We start from the raw sequence: 15,228 nt of genomic DNA, 5'->3' as shown, positions 1-15,228 counted from the left end.
CTCCAGTCGTCTGAATATCAATCCTGCAGGTATCCATGAACCGCACCCTGACACTGGCAACGGTCGTTCTGGTCGGTCTGGCCGTTGCCCTTGCTCTCTGGCTGATTCTCCTGCTTCCCGGCGATAACGAACGGCCGTTGTCGCCGCTGGAGCCTCAGCAGGACTCAGCCCCTTCTGGCACCACGACTGGGACGGCGGCTCGCGACTATCCTTCACGCCTGCTTGACGCAGCCAGCGACGATATTCCTGGACAGCTTCCGGCTTCACTGCCCGCCTCACTGGAGGGCACAGATCTGCCGTCCGGCTGGGACCAGACGGACGCCAGTGGCTCGCTGATACCGACTCCGGAACTGCGCCAGCTGTTCGAGCACTACCTCGCGGCCCTGGGCGAGGAGTCCCTGGCGCAGCTTGTTGAACGGATTCGCAGAAGTCTGGACCGACTGCAGGAACCGGCGCGCTCGGAAGCCATGGCGGTTCTGGGCAACTATCTGGATTACAAGCTGGAACTGGGTGAGCTGGAGGCGGCGCCCGGAATCACAGCAGGCCTGGATCCCGAAGCCATGGCGCAACAGATGTCTGCTATCCGGTCTTTGCGTCGTCAATGGCTGGGCGGCGAAACCGCCGATGCATTTTTTTCAGTGGAGGAAGCCGTTGACGACTTCCAGCTCGCGCGGATGCGGATACACGCTGACGAATCCCTGGGCGATGAGGCTCGCCAGCAGCAATTGCAACAGGCTGAACAGGCGCTGCCCGAGCCAATTCGCGAAGCACGACAGCAGACCCGCAGGTTTTCCGACTATCAGCAGGCGCAGCAGCAGTTCAGTAATGATCCCGGTGCATTGCAGGTCTGGCGTGAGGCAAACTTCGGCCCCGAGGCCGCAGAAAGGCTGGCCCGGGTTGAGGCCGATCAGCGGGAATGGGATCAGCGCTGGCAGGCCTATCAGCAGAAGCGCGCCGAGCTGGACCGGCTGGGGCTTGCCGGGCCGGAGCGGGAAGCTGCCATCAAACACCTGCGTGAGCAATTTTTTGAAGGCCCGGAAAGGTATCGGGCCGAAGCTCTGGATTCGATCCAGTAGCGCGCCGGCGCCTGCCGGGCCTGCCCTGAGGGCCTTCGGCGTGTATGATGGTGAGATACCACCAGCGCAGAGGAGAAGTTGAGTGAGTTCACCGGTGAACCGTCAGTACCCAGGCACCCGATTGCGTCGAAACCGGGCCGATGATTTTTCGCGCAGAATGACCCGGGAAAATCGGCTGAGCGTTGATAACCTGATTTTCCCGGTGTTTGTGCTTGAAGGCGAAGGCCAGCGTGAAGCCGTGGCGTCCATGCCCGGTGTGGAACGCCTGAGCATTGACCTGTTGCTGGAGCAGGCCGGAGAGCTGGTGTCGCTGGGCATTCCCGCCATCGCACTGTTTCCGGTGGTACCTGCAGAGCGCAAGGACCTGTCCGGCTCTGGCGCCTGGGATCCGGAGGGGCTGGCCCAGCGGGCCGTCAGGGCACTGAAGCGGGGCTTTCCGGAACTGGGTGTTATCACCGATGTGGCCCTGGACCCGTTCACCACCCACGGCCAGGACGGCATTATAGATGAGCAGGGCTATGTGCTGAACGATGGCACCATCGAGGCCCTGGTTCGCCAGGCCCTGTCCCACGCCGCGGCCGGCGCCGATGTTGTGGCACCGTCCGACATGATGGACGGCCGGGTTGGCGCAATCCGGCAGGCGCTGGAAAATGCCGGCCATGTGAATACCCGGATTCTCGCCTATTCTGCCAAGTACGCGTCCAGTTATTACGGGCCTTTCCGGGATGCCGTGGGTTCAGCCGGTAACCTGGGGAAAGGTAACAAGGCCACCTACCAGATGGATCCGGCCAACAGCGATGAGGCCATTCATGAAGTTGCAATGGATATCGCCGAAGGTGCTGACATGGTGATGATCAAACCGGGCATGCCGTACCTGGACATAGTGCGCCGGGTAAAGCAGGAACTGCAGGTGCCCACGTTTGTCTACCAGGTCAGCGGCGAATATGCCATGCACATGGCCGCCGCGGAAAACGGCTGGCTTGATGGCGATGCGGTGATGATGGAAAGCCTGACCGCCATGCGTCGCGCCGGAGCCGATGCCATCCTGACCTATTTTGCCGTCAGGGCCGCGCGCCTGCTGCGTGCAACCTCTTCCGGAAACCCGGGCTAAAAAAGGAAGTAACAGTTAATGACAACGGAATCAGCGAACCAGGAAAACGCCGTAGAGCCTCATACAGGGTCGCCGAGTGTGCCCGCTCCGGTTGAACTGCCGGAACCTGATAACGACGTCAATGTCGCGGCGGCAGAAAACTATTTCAACCGCGAACTGAGCCAGCTCCAGTTCAATTACCGGGTGCTGAAGCAGGCGCTGGATACCACCCACCCGTTGCTTAACCGGCTGATGTTCTGCTGCATATTCAGCAGCAACATGGATGAGTTCTTTGAAATCCGGGTGGCCGGCCTGCGCCAGCAGATCAAGTATGGCCGCGAGACCCTGGGGTCTGACGGCATGATGCCCGAGGAAGTACTTGGCGAGATCAGCCGGGTGGCCCATGAATACATCCATGAGCAGTACGAAATCCTGAACAACGTGCTGATTCCGGAAATGGAGCGGGAGAATATTCACTTTGTCCGCCGTCGGGAGTGGACCGCCGAACAGGCAGACTGGGTTCGCCATTATTTTGAGGACGAGATCCTGCCCGTGGTCAGCCCCATCGGGCTGGACCCGTCCCACCCGTTCCCGCGACTGGTCAACAAAAGCCTTAACTTCATTGTTGAGCTGGACGGCAAGGACGCTTTTGGCCGGGAAACCGGCATGGCCATAGTGCCAGCGCCACGCTCACTGCCGCGCCTGGTGCGTCTGCCTGATGAAGTCTGCAGCGGTGGCGAAAACCTGGTGTTTCTGTCGTCGATGATTCATGCCCATGCCGAGGAGCTGTTCCCGGGCATGGAGGTCAAGGGCTGCTATCAGTTCCGCCTGACCCGAAACGCCGACCTTGAGCTGGAAGAAGACCTGGAAGACCTGGCCTCTGCCCTGCGTGGCGAGCTGCTCAGCCGCCGGTTCGGTGACGGGGTGAGGCTGGAGGTGGCGGACAACTGCCCGGAAGAGCTGGTGCACTTCCTGCTGCGGGAATTCGGCCTCACCGATCGGGACCTCTACAAGGTACACGGGCCGGTAAACCTGACCCGACTGATGGCGGTCGGCGGCCTGGTCGATCGTCCGGACCTGACCTATTCCAACTTTTCGCCGTCGATTCCCCGGGTGATCCGCAGCAAGGACTCGATGTTCGACGCGATTCGCAAGCGCCCGCTTCTGTTACTGCACCCCTACGAGAATTTCAGCCCGGTGGTGGACCTGTTGCGCCAGGCCGCCAAGGATGCCCAGGTGCTGGCTATCCGCCAGACCCTGTATCGCACCGGTGCCGATTCGGAGATTGTCGAGGCCTTGATGGACGCCGCCCGTCGCGGCAAGGAAGTCACCGCCATTATCGAATTGCGGGCGAGGTTCAGCGAAGCGGAAAACCTGGAACTGGCCAGCCGCCTGCAGGAAGCCGGAGTGATCGTGGTCTATGGTGTGGTGGGGTATAAATGCCACGCTAAGATGATTCTGATTGTGCGCCGGGAAGAAGGGCGTCTGCGCCGCTACGTGCACCTGGGCACGGGTAACTATCATGCGGGCAACGCCCGGCTGTACACCGACTACAGCTTCATGACCTGCGACGAATCCATCAGTGACGATGTCAACAAGCTGTTCCAGCAGCTGACCGGCATGGGCAAGGCGCTGAAGATCAAGAAGCTGTTCCACTCGCCCTTTACCCTCCACACCCGCCTGCTTGCCCTGGTGGATCGTGAAGCGGAACTTGGTGCCAAAGGCCGGATTATTTTCAAGTTCAACGCCCTGACCGAGCGGGAACTGATCAAGGCGCTTTACCGGGCGTCAAGAGCCGGGGTCAAGATTGATCTGATCATTCGCGGGGTCTGCTGCCTGCGCCCGGAAGTACCCGGGTTGTCCGATAACATCCGGGTCCGTTCAATCATTGGTCGTTTTCTCGAACATACCCGGGTTTACTACTTTGGCAATGACGGTCGCCCGGACGTGTATTGTTCCAGTGCTGACGGCATGGAACGAAACCTGCTGAACCGGGTGGAAACCGCCTTCCCGATCGAGGATCCGGCGCTGTCGGCGCGCCTGCGCGAGGACCTGGATACCTACCTGGCGGACAATTGCCAGTCCTGGATCTTGCAGTCAGACGGCAGTTACGTTCAGAATCAGCCCGCCGAAGGCGAAGAACGTCTGGCGTCTCAACTGGTTCTGCTTGAGCGCCTGACAGGAACATCACAATAACGGACAGCAAGGCGTTTAAGAGGAATAGAAATTGAAAACACAATGGATAGTTATCGGCGTTGTAGTGCTGGGAGCGGCAGCCGCAGCGCCCTTGGGTGTCGGCTATTACACCGAACAGCAATGGCAGGGCGTGCAGTCGGAATTCAACAGTTCCCAGGCGCTTCTGCGGCTGGAAACCCGGGAATACGACCGGGGCTATATGAATTCAAGCGTTCTAGGCTCGGTTACTTTTATAGGCCCGGACAGCGCTGGAGAACACACCTTTGACTACCAGGCGGACGTCAGCCACGGCATTACTGGCAGCCTGATGGACTTTTCCACCGCTGAGGAACTGAGCGAAAGCGCCAAGAAGTTCTTCCCGGATGAACAGCCACGCCTGACCCTGGAAACCCGGGTCTGGGGCACGGCGACCCTGGAAATGATCGTGCCCGAGGTGGCCGTGACCGACGAGGAAAGCGGCGAGACTTTTGCAATTTCCCGTGCCGAGGGCCGTGCTGATATCGGTTCCGCGGGCTCCGAGCTGGACGTGGAGCTGAGCTGGCCGGGCATGACGCTGACCGGACCGGACGCCCGGATCTCGGTGTCGGATTTCCAGATGGACCAACGGATGGAATTCCTCACCGGGGACGTCTGGATTGGCGATGCCAACATGACCCTGGCAAGCCTGCAGATTGATGTGCCGGATCAACCTGCGGTCAGGCTTGATGGTCTGACAATGACCAGTGAAAGCGACGTGACTGACGACGGCAAACGCATGAACGGTGATTCCAGCATTCGACTGGACATGCTTGAGGCCAGCGGCAAGGCGTTTGGCCCCCACGAAATCCAGGTCCGTTTTGACGGTCTTGATGTCGCCAGCCTTGATGAAATCTCCGCCGCTATCGGTGAAATGCAGCAGGCGGCGGCGACATCCGCCGGAGGCGCTGACCCGCAGGCGGCGATGCAGCAACAGATGGAGTCTTTCCAGCGGATCAGCGGAGCCGTGATGGGACTGGCAGCCGAGGGCTTCAGTTTCGGATTCCCCAGGATTGACCTGAGCACACCGCAGGGGCCGATACAGGGCGAGCTGGTGATCAGCCATCCGGAGCTGTCTGATGACGAGAAATCTCAGGCAATGATGGTGATGCAGGGCTTGACCGGTAACTTTGACCTGAGTATGCCGGTGGCCCTGGTAGACCAGAACCCGACCCTGGCGATGCAGGTGTCGCCGCTGATCAAGCAGGGCATGGTGGTGCAGGACGGTGACAGGCTGATTCTGAGTGGCGTACTGGAAGATATGGCGCTGGACATCAACGGCAACGTGATGCCCTTGCCGCCGCTGTTCTGAGTTTTTCGGGGTTTCCGGAATCCGGGACCCTCAGACCTGACCGGCTGCGAACTTTCGCTTTAATGCTTTTTCCACTACCGGATCGACAAATTCCGACACGTCCCCGCCCAGGGAGGCAATCTCCCGTATCAGCGTTGAAGAAATGTAGGACAGGTGGTTGGCAGGGGTGAGAAAGACACTTTCCACTTCGGGGGCCAGCCGCCGGTTCATGTCCGCAAGCTGGAACTCGTATTCGAAGTCCGAGACGGCTCTCAGCCCCCTCAGAATCACCGATGCCCCCTGCTGTTTTACAAACTCGGCCAGCAGGTTACTGAAGCCGGTCACCGTGACGTTGGGCAGGTGAGCCGTGGCAGCGGCAACCAGCTCACAGCGTTCATCGAGTGTCAGTAGCGGTGATTTCTTGGGGTTATAGGCAATAGCGACAACCACTTCATCGAATAGCCGGCCAGCGCGCTCGATCAGATCAGTGTGGCCGTTGGTAATAGGGTCAAAGGTGCCGGGGTAGATGACTTTTGCCACTGGCAAGCTCCGTGGTGATCCGTGGTGATAGACAGGCGATCATGAATCGGGTATCCGCTAGCGGATACCGACAGCATAGCAGCCTTGCCCGCGCACCAAAATGGCGGGCCGGGCTGCCTGCGGCCTGTTATCGGATGAACATCTTGTAGATCAACTTGTGGGCGGTCGTTCCGTGGGGCGCATACACGAACTTGCCGCTGTTGAAGCGTTGCTTGCTGAAGATCGCCCGCTGGTGCGAGAAGGTCAGGAAGCCTTCCTTGCCATGATAGTGGCCCATGCCCGAATCACCCACGCCGCCGAACGGCAGGTCGTCCTGGGCAACGTGCATCAGCGCGTCGTTGATGCACATGCCGCCAGAGTGGGTGTTAGTGGTGACGTAATCCTGCTGCGATTTCTCATAACCGAAGTAATAGAGCGCCAGCGGTCGAGGGCGGTCATTGATGTAATGAATGGCCTCGTCCAGGTTGCCATAGGTGATGATTGGCAGGATCGGGCCGAAGATCTCGTCCTGCATCAGCTTCATGTCCGGCGTGGTGTTGAGCGCCAGGGTAATGGGCATTTTGCGGGTGCCGTCTTTCAGGTTTTCCTGGGCCGGGTTGATCTCGATCAGATTGGCACCCTTGCTGCGGGCGTCTTCCAGATAGCTCTGCAGGCGATCGTACTGACGTTCGTTGATGATGGCGGTGTAATCATCGTTGTCCCGCAGGGTCGGATACATGGCGGTGAACTGCTTGCGGAATTCGTCCACAAATGCATCCACCCGGTCCGCGGGGCAGAGCACGTAATCCGGCGCCACGCAGGTCTGGCCGGCGTTCAGAGCCTTGCCAAAGCCGATACGCTGGGCCGCGTCTTCCATAGGTACATCGGATGCCACAATGGCTGGGGATTTGCCGCCCAGTTCCAGGGTGACCGGTGTCAGGTTTTCAGCTGCTGCTTTCATCACCAGCTTGCCCACAGAGGTTGAACCGGTGAACAGCAGGTGATCGAAGGGCAGAGCCGAGAAATCGGCCGCCACGTCTGCCTCACCGTTGACCACGCTGACCAGGTCTTCTGGAAACGTGGATTCAATCAGTTCACGGAACAGGGCCGAGGTGTGGGGAGTGAATTCCGACATCTTGATCATGGTGCGGTTGCCCGCCGACAGCGACGCAACCAGAGGGCCCACCGCCAGGTACAGCGGATAGTTCCAGGGCACAATAACGCCCACCACGCCCTTGGGCTGGTAGTGCACCTGATTGCTGGCGGGCTGGAACAGCATGGATACGTGGCGCTTGGAGGGTTTCATCCAGCCATTCAGGTTTTTCAGGGTGTAATTGATTCCCTGCACCGATGGCATGACTTCGGCAATCAGGGATTCGTCGCGGGAGCGGCAACTGAAATCTCGGTCCATCGCCTCCAGCAGGCGGTCCTGATTGGCAAGCAGCACACGCTTCAGGCGCTTCAGGTTTTCCTGTCGCTCGGTCAGAGACGGCATGGGATTGTTGCGGAATGCCTTCTTCTGATCGTCGAAAATGCGATGGTTCTGCTGGATCTGTTTCTTGCTCTCGGTCAGCTGCACAACGGTGGCAACCATAACTGTTCTCTCCTTGGGGAGCGGTTTGCACTGTCGGGTATTATTAGAGTATATACTCTAGTGAGTCAAGCCAACTCCCACAGCACCAGATGTAAACGTTGAGCCTATGAAGACCAGAGACAAGATCCTGCTATCCAGCCTGGAGCTTTTTAACGAGCGCGGGGAGCGGAACGTAACCACAAATCATATTGCGGCGCATCTGGCAATCTCGCCCGGCAATCTGTATTACCACTTCCGCAACAAGTCAGACATCATCTACGAAATTTTTCTGGAATATGAAAAGCTGGTGGACTTCTACCTGGATATTCCCGAGAACCGTCCGATTACGCTCGAAGACCTGACCTTCTATCTCGAGTCAGTGTTTGACGGGCTCTGGAGTTACCGTTTCTTCCACCGGGATCTGGAGTACCTGCTGGACAGTGATCTGCGCCTGCGTACCGACTATCGGGAGTTCACGGAACGTTGTCTGGCGGCCATCAGCCGGATTTTCGAGAAGCTTGCCGACGCAGGCATTATTGAGCCGCAGCCTGAAGAGCTGCGATTTGCCATGTCGCTGAATGTCTGGCTGGTGATTACCAACTGGATGGCGTATCTGAAAACCGCTCATGCCAGCGAGGGCCATGGAAGCCTGAACCTGACCCACCTCAAGCAGGGCATCTACCAGGTGTTGACTCTGGAAATTCCTTACCTGACCGCTGAATACCGTGAGCAGGTCATGCAGCTGCGTGAGAAATACCGCCCGGAGCTGCCTGCCGCCCTGGGGAACTTTGATGGCAGGGTGCTGTCGCAGAAATAGGGCGGCGGTAATTCGGACATTATTGTCGCCTTCCTGAGGGCACTTATCGAGAGTGCTTACTGAGGTAACTCAGGTTTTAGTACGTCGCAAACCCTGACGTTTCGCGGCCTGTCGATTTGGCAGGCCGTCTTTTTGTCGGTTCTTCCTGTGGATTTCCTATTGGATTGCCTGTTCCTCTTCCAGCCAGGCGGTGAGCGCGTCTTTCGTCTCGTCCAGACCGGTTTTGGCCGTCGCGGAAAACATCACCAGGTGCTGCAGGCACTGAACATCTTCCAGTTTCCTGGCAATGCCCATCATGGCGGTTTTGGCCTGGCCGAATTTCAGTTTGTCGGCTCTTGTGCAAAGAATCATCAGCGGCAGGTTGTTATGCTCGCACCATTCCACCATCATTTGGTCAAAATCGGTCAGGGGGTGGCGTATGTCCATCACCAGCACAAGGCCACGCAGGCAGCGACGATCGTTGAGGTAGTGGCCCAGGTGTTTCTGCCAGTCGTCCTTCATGTCCCGGGAAACCTTTGCATAGCCATAGCCGGGCAGATCGACCAGGCGACAGTTTTCCCGGTTCAGAGAGAAAAAGTTGATCAGCCGGGTGCGGCCCGGCGTCTTACTGGTCCGCGCCAGTTTGCCGTTGGTGGTAATGGTATTGATGGCGCTGGATTTACCGGCATTCGAGCGGCCGGCGAAGGCCACTTCCGCCCCGTGATCAGGGGGACATTCCTCCAGCCGGGAGGCGCTGATCAGGAAACGGGCGCTATTGAATGAAAGGCTTTTGGCAGTCGCGTCAGACGTCACGGAGATCGGGCTTCCTATTGGATTTCAGTTGTCAGGGATTAATGTATAATGCTACACCAATTCCTGGCGGAACGCCTTGGGTGGCCGCCATCAGCCCCGGTTTGTGTCAATCGACCCGTGCCTGCCGGCTGCATAACGAAGAATACTTTTGGATGAGAGAAGCGGAGCGAGCATGAAGAAACTGATCGCAGGAGTTGTTCTCGGTGTTGGCCTCACGGCGATGGCGCACGGGGCAGGAGATCCTGAAGCAGGCGAAGCGAACGCACAGGTGTGTGCGGGCTGTCACGGGGCTGGCGGTGCCGAGCCCATTGCAGCGAATTACCCCAAACTGTCCGGGTTGGGTGAGAAGTATCTGCACCAGCAACTGAGGTTGATCAAGAGTCAGGATCGGATGATAGCATCCATGACGGGTCTGCTGGACAACAGCTCTGACCAGGATCTGCAGGATCTTGCTGCCTACTTTAATGAACAGTCGATGCCAATTGGTCAAGCTGATCCGGAGCTGGTTGATCAGGGCAGGGCGCTGTATCGCGGTGGCAACATGGCGTCAGGCGTTCCCGCTTGTGCGGGCTGCCACAGTCCGAACGGGTCGGGTATCGAAGCGGCAGGTTATCCCCGTCTCAGTGGTCAGAACGCCGAGTATGTGGCCAAGCAGCTAACGGAATACCGCGATGGCGAGCGTGATGCCGGCCAGAATGCGTCCATCATGATGGATGTTGCGGCCAAGCTGACCGATCAGGAAATAAAGGCAGTTGCCAGTTACGTGTCTGGCCTGAACTGATAGGCCTCAACCGGCCGTAACTAAAAACCCGCCCCGTGGGTGACTTTCATTCGTTTGCCTGAACAGTCCGGCATTCGATAGGAGTCAGCCACGGGGCGGGTTTTTTTTGGCGACGTTGCCAGAACGCTTAGAAGTTGTATTGTGCCAGGAACATCACACGGTTGGCTTCGCCGTCGGAGCCGTCCTGGTTCTCGCGCTCCAGATGCGCCACCTCAACGCCCATTTTCACGTTCGCCACGGGTGACCACTGATAGTTGGCTGCCAGCATCGAATTCATCTCGCTGTCGCCCCCGACACCAGCGCCGGCATCTGCGGCATCGTCCAGATCCTGTTGCGCCACGCCATATCCGAGATTGACCGAACGGCCACCGCCGAGATTCATCGCCACGCCAAGAGTTCCGCCAACGGTTTCAACGGTTTCCAGATCGCCCGACGCGTCCTTGGTGTAGGCGTCCAGCCCGAAGAAGCCGTTGCTACCGTTGCGGTAAATGTAGGCGGCCGCGCCGTCGGTGTAGTTGATGGCAGCTTTCAGGGTCAGCATGTCGGTTACCGCAAGGCGGCCCGAAACGAAGGCGCCATAGCCCATGGCCGAATCGTCAGTGGTTCCGTCATCGACGGTGATCTGCTTGGCCATGACCGCTGTCGCGTAGGACAGGCCGCCCGCGGAATCCTGCAGTCTTGCGGTGAATGCCGGAGTGCTCTGGGAGGTACTGCTGGGACCTCCAAGGTCATTGTTGACCAGGTTGCCCAAGGTCTCTTCAATTGAGAAAGACAGGGGGCCGGTGGTGTAGCGGATCTGGGGGACCCGGTTTACCGTGCCGCCGGTACCTGGCAGTGAGTCAAAGTCCAGAGTCGATGAGTTGCCCAGGAAGCTCAGGAAGTTGGACCAGTTCTGGCCGATCATGACACCTTTGTATTCGCCGTAGGCCAAACGAAGACGCGGCACCAGCGAGTTGTTGTTATCAAAATCGAACTCGACAACCGTTTTTACGCCTTCAGGGGACATAACCGATACGCCGAGCCGGCTGGTGTTCGCGTCCATACCGAAGTGGCCCTGAGCGCCGTCAGTGCCAGAGGTGTTGATGGCGCCGAGACTGCCCGATTGTCCCCCGGACGAGATGTTTTCATCCAGATCGTAGGATGCGGCGACTCGGGCAAAACCGTAAAGGGTCGCATCGTAGTCAGCAGGATCAAGATCAATGGCCACGGCCTGGCCTGCCATTGCGAAAACGGCCAGCGCTGTGCTGGATTGAATTGCGATTCTCAGTCTGTTTTTGTTCATTGTGCTGATCTCCCAAATTTATTCAGAAACGAAAAGTGTTGACGATGTGTCAGAGTTGAGCGTTCAGATTCTTATTTTTTATATATGTAAAAATCCTCCTGAGTATGGCGTGGGTGTTTATAGAAAAATAAATTTATTTAGTTTTAATATTTTCATGCGTCAGGTTGACGCAAGTCTTTAATAAAAAAACGGCAAGCCACGAAAATGTGGAGATGGTTCGGGTTTTCAAATGCGACTGCCGTATAAAAGGCCCATGCAAGGCCACGCTCCTCTAAAATGCCGCCCTGGTTTGAGCCTGTTCGTTAAATCGGTTGTGTTGGTTTTAGTGAGTCTATTTTTGGATTTATTGTTTATCTTTGATTAATAATAGTGATGGCCATTATTTTCTGCTAACTATATTTTGATCATCTCTTACTATTTATTGATATTTGGTGGGCAAAGGTCGGTTGTTGTCCGTCTTCTTGGCGCTTAGAGCTGGAATCGGCTGGAAGTGTTGGTCAAAGTGGCGGCCTGGCTGGACAGGTTCAGTGTATGGTTTTCAAGCTGAGTCCGAACGGTTCGGCTTTCCATGGCGGACACCTGAATCTGTTCCACTTTATGGGCGATGTCTTCGGTTGTCGTGGAAATGCCTTTTACTGATGCCAGGACTTGATCCAGCTCGGAAGCCAGCTTCCCCACTGACCGGGTTATTTCGTCAATGGCGCCGCCAGCCTGCTCAGCGGTTTCCTGGCTTCTCAATGCTTCGTCAAGACCCTGCTCCATAAGCTCGCATATGTCCCTGGTTTCCCTGTTGAGGGAATCCACGATCTCTGCAACGCCGCTGGTCGCGGCTACGGTTTTCTCGGCAAGTGAACGGACTTCCTCGGCGACTACTGAAAAACCACGCCCGGCCTCCCCCGCACGAGCCGCCTCAATCGCGGCATTCAGAGCCAGCAGATTGGTCTGTTCAGCAAGACTGTTAATCACATCGACAATCCGGTTCACTTTTGTGCCAGTCTCCCTCAGCAGTGAAGCCTGTTCGTGGGCTTTCCCGATTTTCAGTGACAGTGAATGCATGTTGTCGACGCTGGTTTTGATGACCCTTGAGCCGGCCAAGGCCGATGCGTCAGCCTCGTGAGCGGATTGATTGACGTTTGCGGTGCGGCTGGAAATGTCGGTCGTGGTCTGGGCGATTTCCTGAACTGCGGATGCGGTCTGTTCCGTCTGCATCTCAACGTGTTCGCTGTTCAGGGTCATCCGGCTCATCAGATTCCGGAGCTCGCCCTGCAGGGTGTCAAGATCCCGGTTTCCCTCAATGACCTGACGAATAACAGCTGACACATCGTCCATCATGTGATTGGCGGCTCTGCCAAGTTGATTGAATTCGTCATGTGGGTTTTGGCCGGTCTCCAGGCGGTGGCTAAGGTCGCCCTTTGCAACCCGTGATAATAACCCGGTGATTTCTGTCAGTCGGCGGACCAGGGTCCGGGATGTCCAGATCAGTGTCAGCACAAGCACTGTGATGACCAGAGTAGACGTGCCGGCAACCCGCCAGATGGACTCTTCACGAGCTTTTGCGGCCCTCTGGGATGTTTCGGCGATCAGGCCTGAATGAAGGTTCTGGTTCTGGTTTTCAATAGCGGCTTCAAGGCTGGCGCCGGTTCTGCCCAGCCTGGTTTCGATTGCCTTGATCTGTTGCAGGAGCTCGTTGGTGAGAGTAATCGTTGAACTGAAGTTGAGAACAGCCTCACCAATGCTGTTGTCTTCCCAGCCCATTTTCTCGACAAGCGCGCGCATGCTGTCAATGGCTTCGAATACAGCACTGGATGCATCACTCCCCTGATTGGCCAGCATCTGCTGAAGTCCGGCGATGGCCTGATTAATATCATCATCCATGATAGACAGGCCTATATTACGCAGGTCATCATTGATGATCTCGGCCAACCGCGCTCTGAGGCCGTCATCATTACTCAGCCCCAGCTTTTGGTTCAGAGCCAGCCACTCATTCCTCAGTGACCTGTAATTTTTGGCGTGTTCCTGAATATTACCGGCAGATGCCTCTATGGCTGAGCCCTCAAGCTCACCCGACATTTGAACCAGTTGTGTGGAAATCGATATCAGTTCTGTCAGCTGTCCTCGGTATTGCTCCAGCTCATTTGCTTGAAGGCCTGCGCTGGCACTTTCAATCTTTAGCCATTGCAAAAGCAGTGCAAGCGACGTTCGTTCATAGACCGTGGCTTCACCTCGGGCCTTGAAGGAGTCGGTGACTTCGTCCACGCCCTGCAGGGCGGAAATGGTCAGAAGGAGCAGACCAAGAAATGTAACAACGACCAGCACCTGAAGCTTGCGCTTCCATGACATGAAAGGAATCACTGTTGCAGTCTCCCAGCCTCTGGCTTTTGTGTTCAGCTAAATGGAATTTCTGCTTTCACGATGGTTCCGGTGCCATTGGATGAGAAAACGGTCAGGCGACCACCCTGAGACTCCGCTCGCACACGCATATCGACGAGCCCGGCGCCCATGATGGTGCCATTTTGAACAAATGCTCTGGCATCAAAACCAACGCCGTTGTCCTGGACCGTCAGTGTCAGCATTCTCCGTTCCAGACGGAGTCTTACCCGTGATTTCCCGGCTTTCGAGTGATTGATCACGTTCTTTATGGCTTCCTGGGCAATCCGGTAGACGGCTATTTCAAGTTCGGGCTCGAGCCGCTCAGAGTCCGCAGATTTCATGAAGGAGAATTTGATGTCGCTCTCGGAAGAGGCCTGATTCGCGAGTTCTTCAATAGCAGCGGTCAGTCCTTTTTCGTCCAGTGACTCAGGGCGCAGTTCGCCCGAAATGCGATAAACCTCTTCAATGGTCTTGTTGATGGCTGACAGGGCCGTTCGGAATTCCTCTCCGGCATGGTCTGTGGAGGATTTCAGTTGATTCTTGACAAGGTTTACAGGGCGCAGAATATTTTCCTGCAACGCAAGAGCGACCCTTCTGCGCTCTTCCTCCTGCTCCCCCACTATCCGGTGAGACAGGTCTTTCAGTCGGGCATCGGCAAGATTGCCTTCGGACAAAGTCAGCCGGGCCCCGACCAGTCCGGCAAGCGCAACGGCGCCGAACGCCAGGCTTGAAATTATTTGCACAGTAGTTGCGATGTTCTCATCCACCGAGCTCCTAATGGCCGCTATGGAGTCCTCCAGGTCGTCAACATAAAGCCCGGTGCCGACCCACCAGTCCCAGTTTTCGAGTTGATCGGCATAGCTGATTTTATCCACCACGCGACCGCGCGACGGTTTCAGCCACGCGTAGTTGGTAAAACCTCCGCCGGACATTGCCTGCTCATACAGATCTTCAATGAGCCGGACGCCGTTCGGGTCCTCCATGGTTCTCTGGTTTCTGCCCTCCAGGACAGGGGCGGACGGATTCACCAGTGTTGTGTAGTTGTCGTAAACGAAGAAATAGCCGTCTTCCCCGTACCTCACATTCCGCATTAGCTGTTTGGCGGTCTCCTGCGGGGAAAGCTGGTCATCAAATTCGGCGCTACCATAATAATCCAGGGCACTTTTGGCGATGTCGGTATAGTGCTTTATTTCTGATCGGCGAAGTTCGAATATGGTACTGGAGAAGCTATCGATATTTTTACTGCCGAGTTCATTGGCCTGGTAACTTGCTATATATATGATTAACAGGCTAACGGTGAGAAGTGGAAGCAGGGAGAGGATAAGTATTTTTGTTTTGAATGTAAGGTTTTTCATACTCAAGCCTATTAATTAATTTCAGGACAACAGCAGTTAATGCCCTAGGCATGATATGGCGAGCTGTTATA

Annotated in this window: 12 protein-coding genes; 6 read left to right on the top strand and 6 right to left on the bottom strand. The window is 56.8% G+C overall.

Translation table 11 applies throughout. The annotated features are described in order from the left end of the window. Positions 1–35: 35 nt before the first annotated feature. The 4 genes from E5Q11_RS13525 (at position 36) to E5Q11_RS13510 (ending at position 5,689) form a co-directional block, all read left to right on the top strand. Complete coding sequence (locus tag E5Q11_RS13525; protein ID WP_135803980.1) at positions 36–1,076, top strand: lipase secretion chaperone; 1,041 nt, start codon at positions 36–38, stop codon at positions 1,074–1,076. An 82-nt stretch (positions 1,077–1,158) separates the two neighbouring features. Next, entirely contained in the window at positions 1,159–2,187 is a 1,029-nt protein-coding gene (hemB, locus tag E5Q11_RS13520) for a porphobilinogen synthase (RefSeq protein WP_135803979.1), read from the top strand. A gap of 18 nt (positions 2,188–2,205) precedes the next feature. Further along, positions 2,206–4,362, top strand: a complete 2,157-nt coding sequence (gene ppk1 / locus E5Q11_RS13515) for a polyphosphate kinase 1 (protein WP_135803978.1) — start codon at positions 2,206–2,208, stop codon at positions 4,360–4,362. A 31-nt stretch (positions 4,363–4,393) separates the two neighbouring features. Further along, entirely contained in the window at positions 4,394–5,689 is a 1,296-nt protein-coding gene (locus tag E5Q11_RS13510) for a DUF945 family protein (RefSeq protein WP_225314905.1), read from the top strand. A 30-nt stretch (positions 5,690–5,719) separates the two neighbouring features. Here E5Q11_RS13510 and coaD read toward each other — a convergent pair whose 3' ends face one another. Together coaD and E5Q11_RS13500 are read right to left on the bottom strand one after the other, a co-directional pair. Next, entirely contained in the window at positions 5,720–6,208 is a 489-nt protein-coding gene (coaD, locus tag E5Q11_RS13505) for a pantetheine-phosphate adenylyltransferase (protein ID WP_135803977.1), read from the bottom strand. A 127-nt stretch (positions 6,209–6,335) separates the two neighbouring features. Further along, entirely contained in the window at positions 6,336–7,781 is a 1,446-nt protein-coding gene (locus E5Q11_RS13500; protein ID WP_135803976.1) for a coniferyl aldehyde dehydrogenase, read from the bottom strand. Positions 7,782–7,887: 106 nt separating this feature from the next. Here E5Q11_RS13500 and E5Q11_RS13495 point away from each other — a divergent pair, with 106 nt between their 5' ends. Then, positions 7,888–8,577, top strand: coding sequence for a TetR/AcrR family transcriptional regulator (locus tag E5Q11_RS13495; RefSeq protein ID WP_135803975.1), 690 nt, complete (start codon positions 7,888–7,890; stop codon positions 8,575–8,577). 156 nt (positions 8,578–8,733) lie between these two features. On the opposite strand, the gene yihA is transcribed toward E5Q11_RS13495, so the two are convergent. Next, positions 8,734–9,369 (bottom strand): ribosome biogenesis GTP-binding protein YihA/YsxC, encoded by a 636-nt coding sequence (gene yihA, locus E5Q11_RS13490; RefSeq protein ID WP_135803974.1) that lies wholly within the window; start codon positions 9,367–9,369, stop codon positions 8,734–8,736. A gap of 172 nt (positions 9,370–9,541) precedes the next feature. Here yihA and E5Q11_RS13485 point away from each other — a divergent pair, with 172 nt between their 5' ends. Beyond that, a complete protein-coding gene (locus E5Q11_RS13485) occupies positions 9,542–10,150 on the top strand; it encodes a c-type cytochrome (RefSeq protein WP_135803973.1) in 609 nt (202 codons plus the stop codon). Between the two features lie 127 nt (positions 10,151–10,277). Here the strand turns inward: E5Q11_RS13485 and E5Q11_RS13480 are convergent, their stop codons facing one another. The 3 genes from E5Q11_RS13480 to E5Q11_RS13470 all read right to left on the bottom strand — a co-directional run bounded on the left by E5Q11_RS13480 (position 10,278) and on the right by E5Q11_RS13470 (position 15,157). Beyond that, entirely contained in the window at positions 10,278–11,432 is a 1,155-nt protein-coding gene (locus tag E5Q11_RS13480) for a DcaP family trimeric outer membrane transporter (protein ID WP_135803972.1), read from the bottom strand. A gap of 468 nt (positions 11,433–11,900) precedes the next feature. After that, positions 11,901–13,772: a methyl-accepting chemotaxis protein gene (locus tag E5Q11_RS13475; protein ID WP_135803971.1), complete on the bottom strand. Its 1,872-nt coding sequence runs from the start codon at positions 13,770–13,772 to the stop codon at positions 11,901–11,903. Between the two features lie 44 nt (positions 13,773–13,816). Next, positions 13,817–15,157 carry a cache domain-containing protein gene (locus E5Q11_RS13470; protein ID WP_135803970.1) on the bottom strand — a complete coding sequence of 447 codons (1,341 nt, stop codon included), beginning with the start codon at positions 15,155–15,157 and terminating at the stop codon, positions 13,817–13,819. Between the last annotated feature and the right edge of the window lie 71 nt (positions 15,158–15,228).

Origin of the sequence: Marinobacter confluentis (assembly GCF_004785685.1) — a bacterium.
Taxonomy (GTDB): domain Bacteria; phylum Pseudomonadota; class Gammaproteobacteria; order Pseudomonadales; family Oleiphilaceae; genus Marinobacter; species Marinobacter confluentis.
This window is presented reverse-complemented; position numbering and strand designations above follow the sequence as displayed.

Coding starts and splice junctions, on each gene's coding strand:
- E5Q11_RS13475 (WP_135803971.1), bottom strand. CDS start 13,772: ATGTCATGGAAGCGCAAGCTTCAGGTGCTGGTCGTTGTTACATTTCTT.
- ppk1 (WP_135803978.1), top strand. CDS start 2,206: ATGACAACGGAATCAGCGAACCAGGAAAACGCCGTAGAGCCTCATACA.
- E5Q11_RS13480 (WP_135803972.1), bottom strand. CDS start 11,432: ATGAACAAAAACAGACTGAGAATCGCAATTCAATCCAGCACAGCGCTG.
- E5Q11_RS13485 (WP_135803973.1), top strand. CDS start 9,542: ATGAAGAAACTGATCGCAGGAGTTGTTCTCGGTGTTGGCCTCACGGCG.
- E5Q11_RS13525 (WP_135803980.1), top strand. CDS start 36: ATGAACCGCACCCTGACACTGGCAACGGTCGTTCTGGTCGGTCTGGCC.
- E5Q11_RS13500 (WP_135803976.1), bottom strand. CDS start 7,781: ATGGTTGCCACCGTTGTGCAGCTGACCGAGAGCAAGAAACAGATCCAG.
- E5Q11_RS13495 (WP_135803975.1), top strand. CDS start 7,888: ATGAAGACCAGAGACAAGATCCTGCTATCCAGCCTGGAGCTTTTTAAC.
- E5Q11_RS13470 (WP_135803970.1), bottom strand. CDS start 15,157: ATGAAAAACCTTACATTCAAAACAAAAATACTTATCCTCTCCCTGCTT.